At 58.1% G+C, this 21,614-nt stretch carries 16 protein-coding genes and 1 tRNA gene; 10 read left to right on the top strand and 7 right to left on the bottom strand.

Features of this window, described 5'->3' with window-relative positions; translation table 11 throughout:
- On the bottom strand, positions 1 to 598 hold a 598-nt coding region (locus VG146_08415; GenBank protein HEV2392372.1), incomplete at its 3' end, for a transposase zinc-binding domain-containing protein.
- 264 nt (positions 599 to 862) lie between these two features.
- Here VG146_08415 and VG146_08410 point away from each other — a divergent pair.
- Genes VG146_08410 through VG146_08400 form a run of 3 tightly spaced genes read left to right on the top strand, consistent with a single transcriptional unit; the run spans position 863 to position 3,928 of the window.
- Positions 863 to 1,564 (top strand): ABC transporter ATP-binding protein, encoded by a 702-nt coding sequence (locus tag VG146_08410; protein ID HEV2392371.1) that lies wholly within the window; start codon positions 863 to 865, stop codon positions 1,562 to 1,564.
- Positions 1,565 to 1,568: 4 nt separating this feature from the next.
- Positions 1,569 to 2,729: an ABC transporter permease gene (locus VG146_08405; protein HEV2392370.1), complete on the top strand. Its 1,161-nt coding sequence runs from the start codon at positions 1,569 to 1,571 to the stop codon at positions 2,727 to 2,729.
- Positions 2,726 to 3,928, top strand: a complete 1,203-nt coding sequence (locus VG146_08400; protein HEV2392369.1) for an FtsX-like permease family protein — start codon at positions 2,726 to 2,728, stop codon at positions 3,926 to 3,928. Before VG146_08405 ends, VG146_08400 begins: the two co-directional genes overlap by 4 nt.
- Positions 3,929 to 4,016: 88 nt before the next feature.
- Here the strand turns inward: VG146_08400 and VG146_08395 are convergent, their stop codons facing one another.
- Positions 4,017 to 4,844, bottom strand: coding sequence for a TlpA disulfide reductase family protein (locus VG146_08395; protein HEV2392368.1), 828 nt, complete (start codon positions 4,842 to 4,844; stop codon positions 4,017 to 4,019).
- Between the two features lie 588 nt (positions 4,845 to 5,432).
- Between VG146_08395 and VG146_08390 the strand changes: the two genes are divergently transcribed.
- Both VG146_08390 and VG146_08385 read left to right on the top strand, forming a co-directional pair.
- A complete protein-coding gene (locus tag VG146_08390; GenBank protein ID HEV2392367.1) occupies positions 5,433 to 8,450 on the top strand; it encodes a hypothetical protein in 3,018 nt (1,005 codons plus the stop codon).
- Positions 8,451 to 8,500: 50 nt separating this feature from the next.
- A complete protein-coding gene (locus tag VG146_08385) occupies positions 8,501 to 9,448 on the top strand; it encodes a hypothetical protein (GenBank protein ID HEV2392366.1) in 948 nt (315 codons plus the stop codon).
- 396 nt (positions 9,449 to 9,844) lie between these two features.
- On the opposite strand, the gene VG146_08380 is transcribed toward VG146_08385, so the two are convergent.
- A complete protein-coding gene (locus tag VG146_08380) occupies positions 9,845 to 10,345 on the bottom strand; it encodes a hypothetical protein (GenBank protein ID HEV2392365.1) in 501 nt (166 codons plus the stop codon).
- Between the two features lie 520 nt (positions 10,346 to 10,865).
- Between VG146_08380 and rpoD the strand changes: the two genes are divergently transcribed.
- The 4 genes from rpoD to VG146_08360 all read left to right on the top strand — a co-directional run bounded on the left by rpoD (position 10,866) and on the right by VG146_08360 (position 17,475).
- Positions 10,866 to 12,608 carry an RNA polymerase sigma factor RpoD gene (rpoD, locus tag VG146_08375; GenBank protein ID HEV2392364.1) on the top strand — a complete coding sequence of 581 codons (1,743 nt, stop codon included), beginning with the start codon at positions 10,866 to 10,868 and terminating at the stop codon, positions 12,606 to 12,608.
- A gap of 209 nt (positions 12,609 to 12,817) precedes the next feature.
- Entirely contained in the window at positions 12,818 to 15,085 is a 2,268-nt protein-coding gene (locus tag VG146_08370) for a glycoside hydrolase family 95 protein (protein ID HEV2392363.1), read from the top strand.
- Positions 15,086 to 15,244: 159 nt separating this feature from the next.
- Positions 15,245 to 16,714, top strand: a complete 1,470-nt coding sequence (locus tag VG146_08365; protein ID HEV2392362.1) for a histidine kinase — start codon at positions 15,245 to 15,247, stop codon at positions 16,712 to 16,714.
- Entirely contained in the window at positions 16,711 to 17,475 is a 765-nt protein-coding gene (locus VG146_08360; GenBank protein HEV2392361.1) for a response regulator, read from the top strand. Before VG146_08365 ends, VG146_08360 begins: the two co-directional genes overlap by 4 nt.
- Before the next feature lie 58 nt (positions 17,476 to 17,533).
- Here the strand turns inward: VG146_08360 and VG146_08355 are convergent, their stop codons facing one another.
- The 4 genes from VG146_08355 to VG146_08340 form a co-directional block, all read right to left on the bottom strand.
- Positions 17,534 to 18,919, bottom strand: coding sequence for an MFS transporter (locus VG146_08355; protein HEV2392360.1), 1,386 nt, complete (start codon positions 18,917 to 18,919; stop codon positions 17,534 to 17,536).
- Positions 18,920 to 19,031: 112 nt separating this feature from the next.
- Positions 19,032 to 19,532 (bottom strand): zinc ribbon domain-containing protein, encoded by a 501-nt coding sequence (locus tag VG146_08350; protein HEV2392359.1) that lies wholly within the window; start codon positions 19,530 to 19,532, stop codon positions 19,032 to 19,034.
- Positions 19,533 to 19,979: 447 nt separating this feature from the next.
- Positions 19,980 to 20,612 carry a type IV toxin-antitoxin system AbiEi family antitoxin domain-containing protein gene (locus VG146_08345; GenBank protein ID HEV2392358.1) on the bottom strand — a complete coding sequence of 211 codons (633 nt, stop codon included), beginning with the start codon at positions 20,610 to 20,612 and terminating at the stop codon, positions 19,980 to 19,982.
- On the bottom strand, positions 20,609 to 21,370 hold the full coding sequence (locus VG146_08340; GenBank protein ID HEV2392357.1) for a nucleotidyl transferase AbiEii/AbiGii toxin family protein: 762 nt from the start codon (positions 21,368 to 21,370) through the stop codon (positions 20,609 to 20,611). Before VG146_08340 ends, VG146_08345 begins: the two co-directional genes overlap by 4 nt.
- A 154-nt stretch (positions 21,371 to 21,524) precedes the next feature.
- Here VG146_08340 and VG146_08335 point away from each other — a divergent pair.
- Positions 21,525 to 21,614 (top strand) — tRNA-Ser (locus tag VG146_08335).

Genomic DNA, 21,614 nt, shown 5'->3' with positions numbered 1-21,614 from the left:
GCGCGAACAAACCGTCAGCCACCAGGGCATGGATATGGGGATGAAAGTCGAGGTACTCACCGAAGGTGTGCAGCGTCAGGATGATGCCCGGGACGCCGTCCGGACAATCCAAGGCGGTCTGGAGGTACTCGGTAAGGCTTTCATTGGCCAGCCGGCAGAGATGCTTGAGCAGGTGGCGATGGCGTTGGAAGTAAGGCCGGAGCATTCGAGGAATCGCCAGGACGTGATGGGAGTGGGGCACCGGGGCCAGCACACCCTCGACAATGAATCGGGCGGTGGTTTGCACATTCTTCTGATGGCACGAGGGGCAGAACCAGCGGCTTTTGCACGAAAAGGCCAGCAAGTACTCGTGCTTGCAATGCTCACACCGGATGCGGGCAAAGCCCCGATGCAGGTCGCCGCACCCCAGGAATTTGCTCACCACCTGCGGGATAACGGGCCGCAGCCGGCCATAGCGCGGCTCGTACTTCTCGGGGTAAAGGGCTTCGAACTCGTCGTAATGGCGGTTGGCGCACTGCCAGAGGGGCGATTTGCGCGGGTTTTTGGCGCGATAAACTTGCATGAAACCATGGACCAGTATAGGGAAGACCTGTGTCATCTACGGCACAGGTTTTTAGTGATGAAAAGTGCTACGCGACCCCAATATTACCGGCTCCGGCGCATCATCGAGAGGTTGCGACTCGGATTGTCCACGAAGAAAATCTGATGCGTTACACCTTGAATTTCCATGTTACACTTTCAAAGTGTAATCCTGAGGTTTGGAACTGACCTTGTCATTGGTCCTGGGTGAGACCCTTACCAGGACGAAAATTGACTTCCTGGGCCGTCCCTCTCATTCTGTGCAGCGATTTGGAAATGTAATATGAACGCTCAAACCAATGGGCTGTTGGTCGATGTGGATGGGGTCGAGAAGGTGTTCCATCGCGGGTCGGAAGACATCCATGTGCTGATGGACCTGCATTTGAAAGTGCCGGCCGGTGAGTTCCTGGCGCTGATGGGGCCCTCCGGGTCGGGCAAGAGCACCCTGCTCAATTTGATCGGGGGGCTGGACCGGCCCACCCGCGGCACGGTGAGCATCGCCGGCGAGCGCGTCGATGAGCTATCCGACCACAAGCTGGCAGGCTGGCGGGCGCGGCACATTGGCTTTGTTTTCCAGCTTTATAATTTGCTCCCGGTGCTGACCGCCGAGCGCAATGTCGAACTGCCTCTGCTCCTGACCCATCTCTCGCGCTCCGAACGCGCGCAACATGTCGAGACGGCCCTGGCCATCGTCGGCCTGGCGCATCGCGCCAAACATTTTCCCCGGACACTCTCGGGTGGCGAACAGCAACGCGTCGGCATCGCCCGGGCGATTGTGACCGACCCCACGCTGCTGCTGTGCGATGAGCCGACCGGCGACCTGGACCGCAAGTCGGGCGACGAAATCCTGGATCTGCTTGGGGCCTTGAACCGCGAGCATGGCAAGACCATCGTCATGGTGACCCATGACCCCCACGCCTCCGCCCGCGCCTCGCGCACGGTCTTTCTCGACAAAGGACGCCTGAGCAACGAGCCGGTGAAGTAAGGCGATGAAATACCTGCACCTCATCTGGAGCAATTTGAAACGAAAGAAGCTGCGCACCCTGCTGACGTTGCTGTCGATCATCGTGGCGTTCATTTTATTTGGGCTGTTGTGCTCGATCCAACAGGCCCTCCTGGGCGGCGTCAGCCTGGAAGGCGCCAACCGTCTCATCGTCCGGCACAAGGTCTCCATTATCCAATTGCTGCCGGCCAGTTACAAGGAGCGCATGGAGCGCATCCCGGGTGTCGCCGCAGCCACCCATCAGACCTGGTTTGGCGGGATATTCCAACGCGAGCCCAAGGCCTTCTTCATGCAGAATCCAGTCGAGCCGCAGGAATTCCTCGATATGCATCCCGAGTTGATTCTTCCCCCCGACCAGAAAAGGGCATTCTTGCAGACGCGGACCGGGGCTATTGTTGGCCGCGCTACGGCCGAGCGGTTTCATTGGAAAATAGGAGACCGCGTTCCGATCTTCTCGCCGATCTGGAGAAAGGCAGACGACAGCCAGACCTGGGAGTTTGACATCGTCGGCATTTACGACGGAAAGGAAAAGAACACCGACATCATGAGCATGTTCTTTCATTATGACTACTTTGACGAGGCGCGGCTTGGAGGAAAAGGCCAGGTTGGCTGGTTCACGATCCGAATCAAAGACCCCGCCCAAGCCGCTCAAGTCGCCAAACTGGTGGACCAGGAGTTTGAGAACTCGGATGCCGAAACCAAGACCGAACCCGAGGGGGCTTTTGTGCAGGGCTGGGCGAAGCAAATCGGGGACATCGCCTTGATTACAGCGGCGATTTTAGGCGCCGTCTTTTTCACCATCCTGCTGGTGACCGGCAACACGATGTCCCAGGGGGTGCGCGAGCGCACGGGGGAGTTGGGGGTGCTCAAGGCCATCGGCTTCACCAACGGCCAGGTGCTGGGGCTCGTCCTGGCCGAATCCTGCCTGCTGTCGCTTCTGGGCGGAGTCCTGGGATTGGGATTGGTATCCCTAATCGTTCCCGGCCTGGGCAAAGCCCTTTCCGGCATGCTCCCGATGTTCTTTTTGCCCCCTCGCGACCTGGCCCTCGGCGCCGCTATTTGCCTCGCGCTCGGTTTCGCCACCGGAATCTTCCCGGCCCTCGCGGCCATGCGCTTGCGCGTCGCCGATTCACTCCGGCGCATATGATGGCCGCACCCGTCAATTGGATTTCTCAGGTTGGCTCGGTCACCAAATTCGGGCTGATGGGCATAGCCCAGCGCCGCGGTTCGGTCGCCGCCGCAGGCATCGGCATTGCCGGCGTGGTGGCTGTGCTGGTCAGCGTTCTTTCGATGGCAGTCGGTTTCAAGAGGGCGCTGACAGCCTCCGCCGCCCCGGATTCCGCCATCGTGTTGCGCAACGGCGCCGATACCGAGATGGTCAGCGGTTTCGCCCAGGAAGAGACCCGGGTCATAGCCGACGCCCCAGGCATTGGCCGTAATGCCCAAGGCCCGTTGGCATCCGCCGAGCTCTTTGTCATCATTGACTTGCCCAAACGCTCCAACGGCATCGATGCCAATGTCCCACTCCGTGGCGTCGAGCCCTCGGCATTCCAGGTGCGCGATAAAATCAAAATCATCGAAGGCCGGGCGTTTGAGTGGGGCAAGAACGAGGTGATGGTAGGCGCCGGGGCCGCTCGGGAATTCTCCGGACTGGAAGTGGGGAAGAAGCTGCGGGTCGGGCGCAACGATTGGCTGGTGGCCGGGACGTTCACCGCCGGCGGCGGCGCTGCGGAATCGGAAATCTGGACGGACGCAACTGTTTTACAAAATGCCTACCACAGAGGGACCAGCTTTCAATCAGTTTATGTGAAGCTGAATTCGCCGCAGGCATTCACGCAATTCAAAGACGCTCTCACCACGGACCCGCGCCTCAATGTAAAAGTGCTTCGCCAGGCCGAGTATTACGAGGAGCAATCAACCCGAATGACAACCCTCATTACCACGTTGGGTGTTTTGGTCGCCTCGCTCATGGCGGTGGGGGCGATCTTTGGGGCGCTGAACACCATGTACAACTCGGTCTCGACGCGCACACGCGAGATAGCGACGTTGCGGGCGCTGGGCTTTGGCAGCGGCGCGGTCATCGTTTCCGTAATGATCGAGTCGCTGCTGCTGGCGCTTGCTGGCGGGGTGTTTGGGGCAGCAATCGCTTACCTGGCTTTCAACGGATTTCATACGGCCACCGTGAACTGGCAGAGCTTCAGCCAGGTCACCTTCGCATTTGCTGTCACACCGCAATTGCTCCTCCAGGGAATTATTTGGGCCGCAGTCATTGGTCTGCTCGGGGGACTTTTACCGGCCTTGCGCGCCGCCCGCCTGCCCATCGCCTCCGCGTTGCGTGAACTTTAAGCGCGCTCCACTGCTCTTCAACCCGCCATTATGAGCATGGACGAAACCGAGAGCGCCGCGCGTTAATATTCCGGCTGCTCCAGGACGTTTATTTTCCCGCCAGTGCCTTGTTCACCGCCTCGTCGAGACTCGGGCCGCGGAGGTCTTTGCCGATGATCTTGCCTTCACCGTCGAGCAGGTAGGTTGCGGGAATGCTATTGACGCCGTACTTGACGGCTAGCTCGTTTTCCCAACCTTTGCCATCGAAAAACTGCTGCCAGGTTATATTCTTGTCCGCGATGAAGCTCTTAAGCTTGGTTTTGTCCTGGTCCAGGCTGATGCCGATAATCTCAAAACCCTTGCCGTGATAATTCTGGTAAGTTTTGAGCACATTGGGGAGTTCACCAACGCAAGGCCCGCACCAAGTTGCCCAAAAATCGATGAGCACCACCTTGCCTTTGTAGTTGGCCACTGAGAGCGGCTTGCCAGCGAGGTCTTTCTCCTCGAAATCGGGGAATTTTGAGCCCTCGACGAGCGCCTTGCGGGTCTGCTCAGCCTGCGCCTGCTGTTTGAGCATCCGGGCCGGAGCGGTCCGGGGGAAATCCCGCTGGAGTTGCGCATCGAGAGCCTCGGCTTTGTCAGACTCATGGAAAACTTCCTCATACAGCGTGGCCTTCATGAACAGGATTCTTGCCACATCATCGGTCTTCTCGTCTTTGTGCTTGGCCAGCAGCGCGTCGAATTCTTTGAGTTCATTAGCCAAATCGGCTTCCGTCACGTTCTCTGCCTTGGAATCCCTGAGTTTCGCCTGGATTTTAAAGACCAGCGCCTTCAGTTCGGTCTCCGCAGTCTGATTGGTAGTTCCCTGGGCGAGGCCGGAAAGGCCGGTGATTAGAATCAAAATCAACACAAGAGCGGTCAGCGGCCTGGTTTTCATAAATTTGAAGGGTAACAACGAATACTCAGCCATGCCAGAAAGTGAGCGACAAAGCGGCCATGGCCGAAACTTCGTCCGAGGCTTGCCTTAAGCCGTCGATGATCTTTCAGGTTCACCGCGCGTTCCTGAGCTACATTTGCCATTACCTGAGGATGCCAGCGCTCACGCGCTCTGGCAAGTGCGCGATAATCCGCACTGCTTCGCCACTCAGCCGCCCCATTTGGCGGTAAGCGCGCGCGGCGCCATTCTCTCTGCCCGCCTGCGGGGAGAGGACGGAGATTTGCCGCCAGAGAACTCAAAGTACGCAAAGCGAAAAACTTAAATCTTTTCGTTCTTTGCGTTCTTTTGCGGCTGATCGCTCCTGTTGAGGGTTTAATCACGAACGCATGAGAAAGGGGATGGAATTCACAGGAAACAAATAGTCAGTTGCGTGATTTTCACGCAAAATGCGTGAGAATCACGCGTCCGCTGCACGCTCCCAAACCCCATTCTTGCGGTTTCCTGGGGTTTTTCAAAGCTCTTCAGGGCTGGCATCGTCAATGCTAAGCTGTTTTTGAGCTTAACTACTCTGGAAACGAAGGGAAGGCTATGACAACCTGCTTTTCAATTGTCCGCGTGTGGTCTTTGGTTCTGGTGCTCGGATATTTCCCGGGCCGCGCAGGCGCGCAGAATTTCCAACTCATCACCGCTACCAACCCCGGCCAAGGCGCGGCTTCGGGTGGCGGTGGTGATTCGTGGGCGCCGATCATCAGCCCGGACGGGCGATTTGTATTGTTCGCCAGCGCGGCTAATAACCTCATCAAGGCGAGTAACAACGCGGCCATCCCGGCCATTTTCCCGGCGGTGCTGAATGTTTATCTACGCGACCGGCAGAACAACACCACCGAGCTGGTGAGTGTCAATCTGACAGGCGTTGCCGGCGGCAATGGGGATTCAATTCCGGCGGACTTATCGACCAATGGCCGCTACGCGGTTTTCGCGAGCAGCGCGAGCGATTTGGTCCTGGGCGATACAAACAATGCCACCGACGTTTTTGTGCGCGACCTTGTCAACGGCACGACGACCCTTGTCAGCGCCGGCACTAACGGAATAGCAGGAAACGGCCCCTCCCGCAGCCCGGCGATGACACCGGACGGGCGCTACGTGGCGTTCGTCAGCGAGGCCAATGACCTCGTGCCCGGCGATAGCAACCAAATTGCCGATGTTTTCGTGCGTGATCTGCAGGCCGGCACGACCGTGCTGGCCAGTGTGGGCGCCGCATCTACCAACACCGCCTATCCAACCTTCAACGGCAGTTCGGATGCCCCCTCCATTACGCCCGATGGCCGGTTTGTTGCCTTTTTCAGCACGGCGACCAACCTGGTGCAGGGCGCGCCGCCAGGCGGTGATGTTTATCTTCGCGACCTGGCCGGCGGTGTCACCACATGGGTCAGCAGCTACGCGCGAACTGCCCTGAACACAAATAACGCCATCTCTTTCAACCCGTCGCTGAGCGCTGACGGCCAATTCGTCGCCTATGAAGCCAGCGGCGGGGCATCCGCCGTGGGGACGATTCTGCGTTACAGCATGGCCACAGGTTTGACGGATGTCGTGCATACTAATGGCGCTGTCCTCACAGCCGCATACGAGGATATCCAGAGCCTCGAGATGACTCCCGACGGGCGGTTCATCGCGTTCATTGCCAATACGAATGCCGCCCCGACCACGTGTGTCCTCCTTTGGGATGCCAATAGCGGCACGGCATCGCTGGTCAGTGGCGATACAAATGGCCAGGTCCCCCTCGGCTCGACTTGTGACTGGCCCAGCATCACACCCGACGGGCGGTTTGTCACCTTTCTCAGCAGCGCGTCGAATCTGACCAGCAATCTGGTCAGTGGAGATTACCACCTCTATGTGCGCGATACGCGATCGGGGACCATGACGATGTTGGATGCCGATAATAATGGCGTCGGCTCACTCACCAGTCCAGGCGCCATTCCTCGGATAACACCCGATGGACACTTCGCCGCTTTCGATTGCGGTGACGGAAGCCTGGTAGCCAATGACCGCAACCGCGCCTCGGATGCCTTTGTGCGCGACCTGACCAGCGGCGCAGTCCAAATGATTTCGACCCATGACCCCACGTTGCCCTCTGCCAGCCCGAACGGCCTGAGCAGCATCGCATCCACATCGATGAGCGCTGATGGCCGCTACGTCGTCTTTGTTAGCGACGCCGATAACCTCACGCCCAATGATACCAATGGCTGCCAGGATGTGTTCGTGCGCGATTTGGCCGCCGGCACAACCGTCCTGGTCAGCGCCAATACTAACGGATTTAGCGCTGACGCCATTTCGAGTGCCCCGGTCATTAGCCCCGATGGCCGCTTCGTGGCCTTCACCAGCAGCGCCGACGATCTCGTAGCGGGCGACACCAACAACGCGCGGGATGTCTTTGTACGCGACTTGCAGACCGGGATCACGACACTCGCGAGCGTCAACAGCACCGGCACAGGCCCTGGAAGCAAAGACTCCTATTCTCCAATCATGAGTGCAGGTGGCCGATATGTGGTTTTCCGGAGCGTGGCCACGAATCTGGCTCCGGTTTATTCGTCTTCAATGGAGAACCTGTTTGTGCGGGATATTCAAGCGGGCGTGACCTACGCCCTTACCACGCAGGGACAATCCGGGGTTGCGGTGATGACCCCCGATGGCCATTACATCGGCTTGGGCGAATACGCACTAAACACTTCTTACTTCTATCTCTGGAATTCGCAGGCTGCCTCTTTTGTTTATACCAATACTCTTGGAGGTCTGTTTATTAATGGCGTCGCCATCACACCGGATGGATGCCGCTCAGCCATTGCTGCATACCCGGGGTATGGTGGCAATGCGGGCTTATACATGCTGAATATGGCAGCTAATACCAGCCGGCTGCTGGCGCCGGGCGCCACGAATTACTCGGACTTGCATTTTAGTGGGAACGGATTATGGCTGGCCTGCTCACAAAAACGGTACGCTGGCGGTACAAATCAGGTGTACCTCTATGATCTCCAAAACGGAGGCGCCACCTTGGTGAGCCATAGCTTCGATGGTGTTGCAGGACCCAATGCCGCTTCCGACTCGCCTGCCATCAGCGCCGATGGCCGCTTCATCGCCTATCGGAGCGGCGCAAGCAACCTCGTTCCCGGCGATACAAACGGTATGCCGGATATCTTTGTTTATGATCGGCAAACGGGCGCCAACTCGCTATTAAGCGGCGATCAGTTCGGCGGCTTCAGCGCCAATAACCGCTCCCTCTCGCCCGTCTTCAGTGGCGACGGCGATACGCTGGTGTTCGAGAGTTGGGCTTCGGACCTGGTTTCAAACGATTTCAACCAGACCAGCGATCTGTTTGCCTACACGTTTCTCAATTTAACTCTTGTGCCGGCCCTGACCTCCGCCCAGGGGTCCTGGCTCACTTGGCCCTGGGTCTCCGGCAAAAACTACCGCGTCGAATTCAAAGATGACTTGGGCGCGGCGAGTTGGCAGGAACTTGGCGGAAGTTCGACGAACCAGGGGAATAAGGCGTGGCTCCAGGACCCGGCTCCCGCCGCCGGCCAGCGGTTTTATCACGTTGGTACTTACTGAAAACGAGACCCGGAATAAATGTAATGGAGCAATTTAATTTGAATCTTACTATGAAACTCGAAAAGTCCCTTTCTTCGGCTCGAATCGACCATCGCTCGGCCAAGGCCCTGCGCCGTTGGGCTAGAAACGCGAAATACGACGCCGGCTTTAGTGGCGTTGCAGAGGGATTTACCATCATTGAGGTCTTGGTCATCGTTGGAGTGCTGGCATTCAGCGCTTGCTTGCTGGCGCCCGCTCTGGCGAGGACCAAAACCAACGGGTTGGCCATTCACTGTTTGAATAACACTCGCCAGCTCATCAGAGCCTGGCAAATGTACACCGAAGATAACCATGGGAAAATTGCTGTGAACTACCATGGCGGCGATGCCATGAACGGCAATTACCCTGCAGCTTTGGGGCCGGGTTGGGCCGCAGGCTGGCTGGACTGGACAATCTCACCTGATAACACAAACGTCGCTTTCGTTGCAGACGCGCGCTATGCGACCTTGGCTCCGTATGTGCACCGCGACCCCACGGTTTTCAAATGTCCTGCCGATAAATACTTGTCCGAGGTCCAGAAAGTTCGGGGATGGACCCAGCGCGTTCGGAGTTATTCGGCAAGCATCGGCATTGGCGCCGGCAATGCGCAAGCCGGCCCCTGGGATTATATCTACAGGCAAACCACGAACACCGACAGCCTTCTGTTCCCTGGCCCTGCTGAAACTTTTGTGTTTCTGGACGAGCACCCGGATAGCATGAACGATCCCGGCTTTTTCAGCCCACAAAGCGCGCAATGGATTGAGGCCCCGGCGACGTTCCACGATGGAGCCGCAGCGGTCGCATTCGCAGATGGCCATTTGGAACTGCACAAGTGGACGGGATCGCTGGCGAGCGGGCGAGCAACACAGGTGTACGCGATTGATGGACAGTATCTTTCTGGCGTACCACCCGCACCGGGAGACCCCGATATGCATTGGGTGTCCTATCACACCTCCCGGGTCTCCACCAATTCATACTGAAGCCAAGGGATTCTCCCACTCTTTGCGTTCTATGTGCTCTCTTGCGGCTGATGGTGAACGTTCCAGGTTTGTCTTCGCCTCGGAGGCTTCTCGCTGCAGGTCACTCACCCAGCAGCCGCCTGGCCCAGTCTGCATAAGGGTCGCTGGCCCGGCGAATTCTTCACTTGCCTCTCGAGAGGCGGTGACTACCCGGCGTCCATCCAGGCTGAAACGCGCGGACATGATTTTCTCGGAGTGTTTGATTGGCTCGGGAGAGATTGGGGAATCAGAAAGGGTCCAAATCGTGGCGGTATTCTCGGGACAAATCGTGTGTACGCGCTGCCCGTTAGGGCTAAAGCTGGCAAAGCACACACGACACACCCGGGGATCAGTGTGAAGGTAACTGCCTAAAGCCTATCATTCCCGTTTGACAGCAGTGGGCGGCACCATGGCGGCCGGCGGTCTGCGCCTAAGCAAGCCGCGGTAGGCGCCGCCTGCAATCAGGCCAAAAACGATATGCGTAAAGAGTACCGAGCCCTCGTTGCCTCTCCAGAGCGGCCAGGCGAATGTCACCACAAACACATTCACGATGTACAAGAACAGGCCGACTGCCCCGCCTGCCAGGATCGCCCGGCCCTGGCTTAGGGTGGAAACGGCCCATGAAACAATGAGACCGTAGATTATAGAAACGCCCAGATGAATGGCCCAGACCACCGGCAATGGCAATCCCACCCCTGGAGGCACTGGCCGCCCCATCGCCACCGCCGAGAAAAAGGTAATCGAGGCCCAAGGACTGCCTCGAGGGACCAATAGCAAGACCATGCCGGCAATAAAACCCGCCCCGAGCGCTGCCAGCACTTGAAAGCGCCCTCTGGCCTCGGGCACCCATTCCTGCCGAGGTTCGAACTGTTTAATCATCCTTTTGCGAAAATAAGAGCAAAATCCCACTGGTGCAATGGGCTCCAGTGCCCCTGGCTGCGCTTTAAGCCCGTTTCATGCCGTTCAGATTCAAAAGTAAGAAAAAAAGCCTCTTTCGTGCTTGCAAGGATTCCGGGAACGTGGCGTAGTTCTTTCCAAGCAGTCTTGTTTGGGCCGGTGGCGCGGGTGCAAGTGAACTCAATTTGCTACCTTTAAAAATTTGATTTTGGTAGGTGAGTAACGTAGTATATGGGCGAGTCTGTCTTCCAGTGAATTCGGTCTTCAAACGCCCTGGGTGGCCAAGCAAAACCGATGATTGCACTGCTTTGTGAATCGTTGTGGGCGAGGCGCTTGCGCGAATTATGAACTAAAAGGCAGTCTGCGAGTCTGATTATTTATGCTGAACAGAAAAGAGAGCAAGTTGGCCAATGGAGTGGACCGCAGTCGGGGCGGGCAGCGGGAACCCACTGCAACTGGCAACCGCCCCCGGCGCCGCTTTATAATTTCATCCAAAGCGCCTGTGCATTCGGCACATCCGGAACAGGGCCGGGAACCGCAAAATGGCGCCAACAAAACCCACGGGGTCTCCAATCTCAAGGCCGCTGCGGCTTCGGGCGCACCAGCCGCTGGGGCAACTCCCGGGGCGCCCCTGGACCTGGCAGAGACCATTAAGACCCTCCTGCACTTGGCGCATGAAAACGGGCATGTCACCTACGACGACATAAATGATGTTCTGCCTGAGGGGCTGTCGCCCGAGGACTTGGACGAACTCTACACCAAGCTGCGAAACCTGGATGTCGAGATAGTGGATCACGCCGAAGTCGAGCGCGCCAAACCGGCCGAACCCGAAGAAGAAGAGGATTCCCGGCTCGAGGTCTTGGATGACCCTGTCCGGATGTACATGAACCAGATGGGCAAGGTCCCCCTGTTGACGCGCGAACAGGAGGTGGACATCTGCAAACGGATTGAAGAAGCCGAATCGGAAATGAAACGGCTGGTCTATGGCCTGGGTTTTACCGCCAAAGAACATATCGCGATTGCCGAGAAGCTCCTTTCCGAGCCGCCCAAGGAACGCTTCGACCGCGTTGTGGTGGACAAGAAAGTGGCCAACCGCGAGCGGCATCTTAAAGACCTGCGCAACCTGATTAAGAAGGTCCGCGCCATGGATGCCGACGTGGACGGGCATTATCTCGAATGGCAAAAGGCGGGCCCCAAGAATCGCGAGAAGATATTTGCCGCATTCCGCAAATTGGACAAGAAGCTCCAGGACACCTTCCCGAAGTTTTTCTACAAGCAAAAGGTCCTGGAAGACATGATTGTTGTGGCCGGCAACGTCCACGAGAAGTTCCAGGCCAGTTTGCGGCGCATCCAGGAGCTGGAAAGCCACCGGAAATCGGGTGAACAGCAGGCAGCCCTTCAGGGCGAACACAGCAAGAGCCAGGCGCTCGAACTGTTCGTGCGCATGCCCCGCGAGGAATTCTACAAAGTGTTCGGCCTGCTCAAACGCGCCGCCGACCGCGCCCACCAGGCCAAGACGCACATGGCCGAGGCCAACCTGCGCCTGGTCGTCTCGGTTGCCAAGAAATACACCAACCGCGGCCAGTCTTTCCTGGACCTCATCCAGGAAGGCAACATTGGCTTGATGAAAGGCGTCGAGAAATTCGAATATCGCCGAGGCTACAAATTCTCCACATACGCCATTTGGTGGATTCGCCAGGCCATTACGCGGTCGATTGCCGACCAGGCCCGCACTATCCGCATTCCGGTGCACATGATTGAAATCATGAACAAGCTCTGGCGCGCGCAAAAGCAGCTCACCCAGGAATTGGGCCGGGAACCGACTCCCGAGGAAATCGCTGATGAGATGCACATGCCTGTTGTCCGCATCAACTCACTGCTCAAGATGGCCCAGCAGCCCATTTCGTTGCATGCGCCCGTCGGCGACGACGGCGATGTGAGCGTGGGGGATTTTATCGAAGATAAAAGCGCGGAGAACCCCTCAGACGTCACCAGCTACAGCCTGCTCAAGGAAAAGCTGGGCGATGTGTTGACCAGCCTCACGGAGCGCGAGCGGAAGATTCTTGAAATGCGTTTCGGCCTCGTTGATGGTTACGAACGCACCTTGGAAGAAATCGGGAAGATGTATAACGTAACCCGCGAGCGGATTCGCCAAATCGAGGCCAAGGCCTTGCGTAAGTTGCGCCATCCCACCCGCGTTCGCCACCTGCAAGGGTTCCTCGATACCGAAGAGGAAGCGGCTTAGGTGGGTTGAAATGCGGCGCGCCCGTCCTCGGGCCCTTTGTCCTCGATCTTTCGCGCTTTCGAGAACGAGGATGACCACGAGGACGAATAGCGGCGATTCTTTTTTAGAATTGGCTTTTGTGAATTGCCTTGGCCGCTGCGCACTCTGGCGCCTGCTGCGCCCAGGACGGGGCGCACTCCTGAAAAATGACTTCAACGACGGACAATCTCATTCGCCCTGAGGGAGGCTCTTTTCCAGGCAGGTATGCGGGCGGGCCTTCGGTTCTGTCACTCGTTGTTTCTCTCCTCTTAATCGCCGGGAGCGCGCAGGCGGGCGATCTTACTCTTTGGTATCGCCAACCCGCCAAAGTACCCATGAGTGAGGCGCTGGCCATCGGCAATGGGCGGTTGGGGGCCTTGGTCCTGGGGCATCCGGAAAAGGAACGCCTTATCCTCAACGAAGACAGCCTCTGGACCGGTGGTGAGAACCCGACGGGCAATTACGATACCATGGGCGCCTATCAGGTTCTCGGCAATGTGCTCATCAGCCTTCCTGCTCAACGCTCTGCGACTCACTACAGACGTGATTTGGACCTCAACGAGGCGCTGTCGCACGTCAGCTATCAGGCTGGCGATGTGAATTATCGGCGTGAGTTCTTTTGCAGTCACCCTGCAGGGGTGCTCGTCGCCCGATTCACGGCTGACAAACCAGCCGCTTACACCGGCTTCGTAGGACTCGAGGATGCTCACGGCGCCTCGATTTTGATCAATGGCAACCGGATGTCGGCGGCAGGCCGGTTGAGCAACGGGCTCAAATACGAATGGCAAGCGCTGCTCCAACCCGATGGGGGCGCATTGGAAACTAACGGCGCCACACTGGCATTTCGAAACTGCACCAGCCTAACGCTCCTGATTGGCGCCGGAACAGATTACGCCATGGATTACTCCCGGCATTATCGGGGCGAAGACCCGCACCCGCGTGTTTGGGCCCAATTAGACGCGGCTTCACAAAAGCCGTATGAACTGCTCAGAGAGGAGCACGTCAAGGATTTCCAAGCGCTGTTTAATCGCGTGAAATTGGATGTGGGGACCTCCTCCGAACCTCAGCGTATGCTGCCGACAGACCAGCGTAAACGTCAGGCCTCCCAAGCCCTCGATCCCCAACTGGAACAGCTCCTTTTTCAATATGGCCGCTACCTGCTCATCTCCTGTTCGCGTCCGGGCGGCCTGCCCGCCAATCTCCAGGGACTTTGGAACGATTCAAACGACCCGCCATGGCACTGCGATTACCACGCCAATATCAATATTCAAATGAATTACTGGCCCGCCGAAACGGCGAACCTGCCCGAATGTCATTTGCCGTTCTTTGATTTGGTCAACAGCCAATTGCCTGCCTGGCGCCAAGCGACCGCCGCTTCTGGCGAGTTGAAAACACCCGCAGGGGCAATGACCACGCGCGGCTTCGCCCTGCGAACCTCCCACAATATTATGGGCGGTATGGGTTGGAAGTGGGACAAGACTGCCAACGCATGGTACTGCCAGCATTTCTGGGAACATTATGCCTTTGGTCAGGACAAGCAGTTTCTGCGCGCGGTCGCTTATCCGGTCCTAAAGGAAACGTGCCAATTTTGGGAGGATCACTTAAAGCGATTGCCCGATGGCCGGCTTGTGGTTCCCCACGCCTGGTCGCCCGAGCATGGCCCGGATGAAGATGGCGTCAGTTACAGCCAGGAAATCGTCTGGGACCTGTTCCATCATTGCGTTCAGGCCTGCGATGCGCTGGAGGTGGACAAGGCATATCGGGATAAAATCGCCACCTTGCGTGACGAATTGGCTACTCCGGGCATTGGGAACTGGGGCCAATTGCTCGAATGGATGACGGAAAAAAAGGGAACGAACGCAGTTCCGGGCAGCCCGGAACTCGACACCCCCCGCGACCATCACCGGCACACCTCGCATCTATTCGCCATCTTTCCTGGTTCCCAGTTCGATACGGTCCATACCCCCGCCCTGGCCGCGGCAGCTAAGGTTTCCCTGGACGCCCGCGGCACGGCCCCGGGCAGCGACGTGCGCGAATGGTCTTTGGCCTGGCGCACCGCACTCTACGCGCGGTTGCACGATGGCCACAGCGCCCATCGCATGTTGCAACTGCTCTTCTCAGACCGGCACACGAGCCCAAATCTTTTTGGATTCCACCCGCCCGTGCAATTGGATGGCAACTTCGGCATCACCGCCGGCATTTGCGAGATGCTGCTCCAAAGCCAGGGGGGCGAACTGAACTTGCTGCCCGCCCTTCCTTCCGAATGGCCCAATGGTTCGGTCACAGGTCTTCGCGCGCGCGGAGGGTTTGACGTTGATCTTGCCTGGAACAACGGCCTGTTGACTTCCGCCCGGATTCACAGCCTGAACGGCAGCCCGTGCAGGGTGCGATACGGCGCCAGAGTAGTCGATGTGCAAATCTCAGCCGGTCAAAGCCAGGAGCTGGGTCCTTCGCTCTAAGATTGTCCCCTCTTCATCCCTCATCCTTCATCCTTCATCCTTCATTTCCCGGTGCTTCATCACTCCCGGCTCGATTTTTCTGGGGAAAAGTGCTCTGCTTTCAGTCAGCAATGAGAATCGAAAAGCGTGCCCGTGGGGGCCCTGAGAGAGGCGTCCGATTTGAGCTCACCAGATAGAAAGCTGGCAGACGCGCCGCGCCTGTTCCGGCGGCGCCGGTTGGTCCTGACCGGATTAGTTGTCTGGACAGGTTTTGTGGTGCTGGCCCTGTGGTGGCTCCTGCGAACCAACGCGGGACCTTCGGTCTGGATTGTCGATCAAAGAGACTCGCTGCAGCCTGCCACGGCTCAACGGGTCCAGGCATTTTTTAAGGCGGACCTGGGTTTACAGCGGATTTACTGCTGGCTTTTATTTGGCCCTTATGCCGCGCTCGCAGCCTTCTACTTTCCTCTCGAACGCGGCCACCTTCGGCTGAATTTGCCGCTGAACCTGGCGGCATGCGCAGGCTTTCTTGCCGCATGCCACGTCCTCAACGCATGGATAAGCATGAAAGGTGCAAACGTTGTGATTGTCACCTCACGCAACTCAGGCCCCCTGGGCGGCACCAACAACATTCCAATGGTGGGGATAGCCGGAAGAGAGTCTGGAAGCGGGCCACTGGAAAAGGTGGAAACCCGGCGGTTATTCCTGTCCGATTCCAATGGGGCTTTCGACGGTATCACCGTGCAAGGACTTCAAGGCGCCAAGGAACCGGGCCTGACGAAATTGTTTCGCCAACTGCCTCCCGGAATTAAACCGCCTTTGGTTCCCCCGGGCCTGATTAATGCGAGCCTCATCTCCGGTGCGCTGGACCTGCTGGCCTACGGGGCGCTCCTGGGGTTGGCGCACTCGGTCCATTTTTACCGCCGGTTCCGCGACCGCGAGCGCCGAGCCCTCTTCCTCGAATCGCACTTTGCCAGCGCCCGCCTCAATGCCTTGCGAGCGCAATTGCAGCCGCATTTTCTCTTCAACAGCTTAAATGCCATCGCCACGTTGCTCCGGCGCGACCCGCGCCTGGCGGAGGCGACACTCCTGTCTCTCAGCGATCTGCTGCGCCTGGCCCTCAGCCAGTCCGAAAGGCAGGAGATTTCTCTTCGCGAAGAGATGAATTTTGTGCAGCGTTATCTTGAAATCCAGCAAACCCGCTTTGGAGACCGGTTGCGAGTCGAGCAGGACATTGAGCCCGCGGCGCTGGATTGCCTGGTGCCGGCGCTGCTGCTGCAGCCCTTGGTCGAAAATGCCATCCGCCACGGCATCGAGCCCTCGGAGAAATCCGGGCTGGTGCGGCTGACAGCCCAGCGGCGAACTTCGAGCCTGGTCTTAACCGTGGAAGACGACGGAGTGGGGCTGAGCGGCAGCGGGCTTGGCTCACACGCAGCGAAACCGGCAGGCCCTCAGCTTAACACCAACGGCCTGGCAGGGGGCAACGGAATCGGCTTGGCGAACCTGCGGGCTCGTCTTGAGACGCTCTATGGCAAAGGGCAGGCGCTCGAACTGGCTCCTCGTTCTGAAGGAGGACTCACTGTGCGCATCGTAGTCCCCCTTCGGCTGGTGAGTTCGTGTGAAACTCGGGCCAGTGTGAATCCGCCATGAACGTGCGCGCCATCATTGCCGATGATGAACCGCTGGCGCGCGAGCGGGTCCGCTCGCTCCTTGCCGGCGAACCGGACATCGAGGTGCTTGCGGAATGCGCCAACGGCGCCCAGACCTTGAAAGCCGTTCAGCAGCATCGGCCTGACCTGCTTTTTTTGGATGTGCAAATGCCGCGGCTCAACGGATTCGAAGTCATCGAGGCCCTTGAGCCCGAACAGGCGCCGGTGGTAATTTTCACAACCGCCCATGACGAGCACGCCATCCGGGCCTTTGAAGTCAATGCCCTGGATTATTTGCTCAAACCGTTTACGGAGGCGCGTTTCAAATTGGCCGTGCAGCGCGCCCGGGAGCAGTTGGCAAAAGGGGCCGAACAACTCCGGCCCTCTCAGCAATTGGCGGCGCTGCTAACCCACGTCCATGCGGCCACTCCCGGCGGAGGCCGTATCCTGGTCCGAACGCCCGAGCGCATCCTGTTTCTCAAGCCCGAAGAAATCGACCATGTCGAGGCCGCCGGCAATTACGTCCTGCTGCATGCGGGCAAGGAGCGGCACATTGTGCGGGAGACCACCGCCGCCATGGAGGCCCGGCTTGCTCCAGCCGGCTTCATGCGCATCAGCCGGTCGATTATTGTCAACCTGAGCCGGATTCGCGAGGTCCAGCCGCTCGGCCCGGGCCAATACTCGGTGCTGCTCAAAACCGGAGCGCGCCTGGACATGACGTGCAGCTTGGGTGAATTGCAGGCTCGCCTCGCCTCGGTGTGAAGGAGCCTTAATGAGAATCGGGATCCGAATCCTCTTGACCTTTAGGAGCCGCAGTTTCTCAGCGCACTTTGCCGGTCCGCCAGATAGCTGTTAGCCCCCCCAGACCGCAAAGCAAAAGCGCGGTTACGGCCAGCGCGCCGCTATAGGTATATTGGGGCAGAAATTGCAAGGCGGCGGCGCCCACCGCCGGGCCGGCGAAGTTGCCCAGCCCAATGACCGCTTCATGAATCCCGCCGTGCTCGCCTTTGGTATCGCTGCTGTCCATCGAATAGAACAAGGACGAGTAATAGATGAGCCCGACCGCAATGCCAAAGAGGAGCTGGGCCGAAATCAGAACCACCAGGTTTGGGGCCAGCAGGATGGTGCTGAAGCTGCCGATGAGCCCCACATAAGCGGCCAGCAACCAGCGAAACCGGTAATGCCAGGCGTCCCAAAGCCATAACACAACGAAGGCCCCGACCCGCGAGAAGCACCACACCGAACAACAGAACCCGGCTGTCATCGTCGTCAAATCGAGCCGGCGGGCCACACCGGGAATGACGGCGATTAAAGTATTGATGCCGATGTAGGCAAATGGATTCGCAAGCCAGGCCATTCGCAGAAACGTTTTCGCCTTTGATGTCGTAAGCCCGCGCGGAACCTGCCGCACGGCTTTCTCTGGCTCCAAGTTGCCCGCCAAACTCGCCCATAAAGGAGGCGGAGCAGGAATCTCGCCGGCCATCGGCGCCGAAAGCAAAGCGCCTCGGGACGTGTCCGGAATACGCCGTGTCCCGGCGTTTTGGGCCGGCGGGTTGCTGGCATCCTCGAAGAGGGCAGGAAGGCGGGGCGCTCCAGGGGCTTCGCCTCGTTCGCGTGCGGCTTTGCTCGCTTGTGAAAACTTCGGGCTAGGGCGAGCTTCTGATTCAAGCCAGAGTGTCAGCCCCAGTTGAATCAGTTGGGCGCCAATCGGAACATAAAACAGGCTGTGCAGGCCGAGCTCTTCCAGCATGGCCCCTCCGCTAAAGTTGGCCACAGCAGCCGTGGCGGCCCAAACCACATTATAGATGCCTACCATGTGCTGCAGACCCGCCCTCGGCTCACCCTCGCTGATAAGGGCTTCGAGCGTTGGCCAGGTAAAGGACATCCCCAGGACCGTCAAGACCATTGTGACGATATGGCCGCCGGCCAGGCGCATTTGGCTCCCAATAGCCAATGCGCCGATCATGATCGCAAAGCCCAACTTCAGCGCGTTAAAATAGCCGTAGCGCTGGGCGAATTTCCCCGCCCACCACGCAAACAGGGCGTAACTGGCCCCGTTCAGCGCCGCCAGCATCAGGTTGGTTTTGTTGCCAAAACCATAAACCTTCTGCATGAAAAAGTACAGGTAATAGAAGTAATAAACCGTCGCGAAGGAGTTTAACGCTTCGAGAGCGAAGTAACCTGTTTTTAGCCGGCGCGAAAACATTAGGGTCCTGTTTTACGGTGAGATTGCGGCGCCTCGATGGTCCTCATCCTCCTGGCGGCAACTCAAAATCCGAGGACGAGATGGAAGGCGAGGACGATTAGAAGAGGCTTATTCAGTAATCATACAACCCGCTGTCGTGGGTATAAGCGCCTCCGCCTGGACCGCCTTTTTCGCCTCCCATGAGATCGCCCAGCACATCGCCCATATCTTCTTCGATCTTTTCCGGGTCTTCCCCGGCTTCGAGCCGTTTGATGGCAACGTCCAGTTCCTTGGGCACCGTGCCTGGAGGCATCAGGTCTTTCATCTTGCGCATCATGTGGGCCATGTGGCGCGGATTATTCTCATCGACATGCTCCATATCGCGTTCGAGTTCCATCATCGCCCGCTCGACGCGCGGGTCATCAAAATCCGGCATCGGCGGTTCATCACCGGCTGCGTCGCTTTTCGCCGCCGGCTCCTTCAGCCGCCGTGACATGGCAAACCGGCTCATCTGTTTGGTCATCTTCTTGTTGCCGCACTTGGGACAGACAGGCAACCGGTCTGGATCGACCCGCTTGGACAGGAAATTGAAAATCACCCGGCACTTCGGGCAGGCATATTCATAGATTGGCATAGTAAAAAAACCCGGTGACAAGTTAGCCGAAATTGGCCCGGTCGGAAAGTGTGAAAGGTGAGTGCGGTCACTGCGTTTTGACCACCGAATTTTCGATTTGGCCCCTCGTGAGGCCTTCGCACGAGCAATATCAAATTGCGGTATCAAATTGTCCTCGCAATCCGGCTTACATCGTAAGCTGCTGATTAATAACGACCGGAAGGGTGGCTGAGTGGTTAAAGGCACCTGACTCGAAATTGTAAAACGCATTTTTGGCCAGTTTTAGCTACGTTTTGCAATCGCTGATTCGCCTTGGATTTACTGGGGTCTTCTCACTTTTTCCTCTGATTGGCGTTAGCCATTTTTGGCTGCGAAAACGGCATATAGTATAGAAGAGCAGTATACCCGACGATTGTTCCTCAATCTGACATGGCGCTCGCTTTAAAATCCGAGTTCCAGTTCCGCCGTCTATTGCTGCCGTGAACTTGCGGCAGCGCCGGCCGTCAATTTGTCGAATGCACGCGCCACCAGCGTGCGCCGGCGGACGGAGGGAATGCGCTGGATCATCCGCCGCGCTGACTTGACGTTGAACCTCGACGGCAGCTCGAGTTCGGGCAGGGCGCGGAACAAATTGGAGCGGGCCGGTCTCAGATACAGATAATCCAGGAGCGCCTTTTCGGGAGTAGCCATCGCCACACCCGCTGTCTCCGTAACCTCGAAGCCGAAAAAGAACTCCGGCTGGAGATGATGGATGGAGACCGTTCCCAGCGGAGTCCGGAACACCCGGGTGCGTCCCACCGAGACGGCGTAGATAACGTTGGGAATCTGGGAGATGATACCATGAAAATACAGGGCGCTCTGGAGGGACACATAGCTGGGGAAGGGGGCGGTGAGATGGCTTGCCAAGGCGAGCGGCTCCAGTTTACCCGCAACCGCCCATACCCCATGGCGCAGACGCAGCAGGTGGCCGGCCCTTGCCAACCGCGCGAGCAGCCGGCTGACCGCGCTGTTGGAACGGCCTAAATACGCCGCGGCGTCAGCGGTGCGGAACACGTTCGACCCCATCTGTAGAATCCGGGCGTGTGTTTCGATCAAGCTCATGACCCAGTGCCTCCCAACGCCTCGGCTACCGTCAATTGGATGGTCTCCCAAACCGACTCGGAGTCGTATTGTTCCCGATGGCTCACGGACAGATACGCCAAAACCTGGCTTTTGAATGTCGCGAAAGTGACGGCCATCGCATTCTCCTGCGCCTTTTGGCAGTATCGCTGCAAGTTCGCAGGAAGCTCTGTCTTCACGCCTGAGTTGATCAACCAGTAAAGATCGAACACGTCCCGCGCTTGCGTCAGCGGGCGCTGCGCCAACGCTCCAACTTTTTGCTGGTAGGCGATCCCCATCGGATAGTGGCTGGCCATGATCGGTGCGAGGCGGTAGGCACGGTTTAGCTCGGGATCGACCGGCTCGAACCGCGGTTCGCCCGGCATACCACGCCGGGAGAACTCGAGCTTCGTCGGCAGCAGCGCGGACGAGCCGTCAGCGCGCAAACTCAGCTTCCAGCGTTGGGTCGTGTCGGTCTGCTTCGGCTCGGTCCAGTGAATGACCGAAAGCCCGTTCGCTCTCAGAATCTGGCCGAAAGGTTTCGAATCCAGAATCAGCCGGACCCGCTCCTGCAGGACATCGGGCGGCACCGTCTGCGCGTCCAAGTCCATGTCTTCCGAATAGCGAATGCTTTTTAAGAAGAAACGCAAATTGCATCCGCCTTTAAGTGCGAAGTGGCGCTTATCCAGTCTTCTCCCAAGCTGATCGAGAAGCAGCAAGTGGAAAAGCTCGACATAATGCACTGGCCCGAACGCGTTCATATGATGTCTATAAATACGCGATATTTACACCAGTGTCAATATCGCGTATTATAAGAAAAAGGGCGCGGCGCGCGGGACCTGGCCCTCCCTTGAGTGCTCGAATCAACTTGCCGGTGCGGCGAATTTGGGCATTTTATCTTGCGCTGCATTGGCCGGAAGGGTGGCTGAGTGGTTAAAGGCACCTGACTCGAAATCAGGCGTACGGGCAACCGTACCGTGGGTTCGAATCCCACCCCTTCCGCCA

This window comes from Verrucomicrobiia bacterium (assembly GCA_035946615.1).
Classification (GTDB): Bacteria; Verrucomicrobiota; Verrucomicrobiia; order Limisphaerales; family UBA8199; genus DASYZB01.
The sequence above is the reverse complement of the archived record's forward strand: the minus strand, read 5'-3'. Positions and strand labels throughout refer to the sequence as shown.

What these genes read in the sequence shown, in the direction of transcription:
- VG146_08385 (HEV2392366.1), top strand. Translation starts at nt 8,501, where the DNA reads ATGAAACTCGAAAAGTCCCTTTCTTCGGCTCGAATCGACCATCGCTCG.
- VG146_08350 (HEV2392359.1), bottom strand. Translation starts at nt 19,532, where the DNA reads ATGCCAATCTATGAATATGCCTGCCCGAAGTGCCGGGTGATTTTCAAT.
- VG146_08400 (HEV2392369.1), top strand. Translation starts at nt 2,726, where the DNA reads ATGATGGCCGCACCCGTCAATTGGATTTCTCAGGTTGGCTCGGTCACC.
- VG146_08340 (HEV2392357.1), bottom strand. Translation starts at nt 21,370, where the DNA reads ATGAACGCGTTCGGGCCAGTGCATTATGTCGAGCTTTTCCACTTGCTG.
- VG146_08395 (HEV2392368.1), bottom strand. Translation starts at nt 4,844, where the DNA reads ATGAAAACCAGGCCGCTGACCGCTCTTGTGTTGATTTTGATTCTAATC.
- VG146_08360 (HEV2392361.1), top strand. Translation starts at nt 16,711, where the DNA reads ATGAACGTGCGCGCCATCATTGCCGATGATGAACCGCTGGCGCGCGAG.
- VG146_08405 (HEV2392370.1), top strand. Translation starts at nt 1,569, where the DNA reads ATGAAATACCTGCACCTCATCTGGAGCAATTTGAAACGAAAGAAGCTG.
- VG146_08345 (HEV2392358.1), bottom strand. Translation starts at nt 20,612, where the DNA reads ATGAGCTTGATCGAAACACACGCCCGGATTCTACAGATGGGGTCGAAC.
- VG146_08380 (HEV2392365.1), bottom strand. Translation starts at nt 10,345, where the DNA reads ATGATTAAACAGTTCGAACCTCGGCAGGAATGGGTGCCCGAGGCCAGA.
- VG146_08390 (HEV2392367.1), top strand. Translation starts at nt 5,433, where the DNA reads ATGACAACCTGCTTTTCAATTGTCCGCGTGTGGTCTTTGGTTCTGGTG.
- VG146_08355 (HEV2392360.1), bottom strand. Translation starts at nt 18,919, where the DNA reads ATGTTTTCGCGCCGGCTAAAAACAGGTTACTTCGCTCTCGAAGCGTTA.
- VG146_08410 (HEV2392371.1), top strand. Translation starts at nt 863, where the DNA reads ATGAACGCTCAAACCAATGGGCTGTTGGTCGATGTGGATGGGGTCGAG.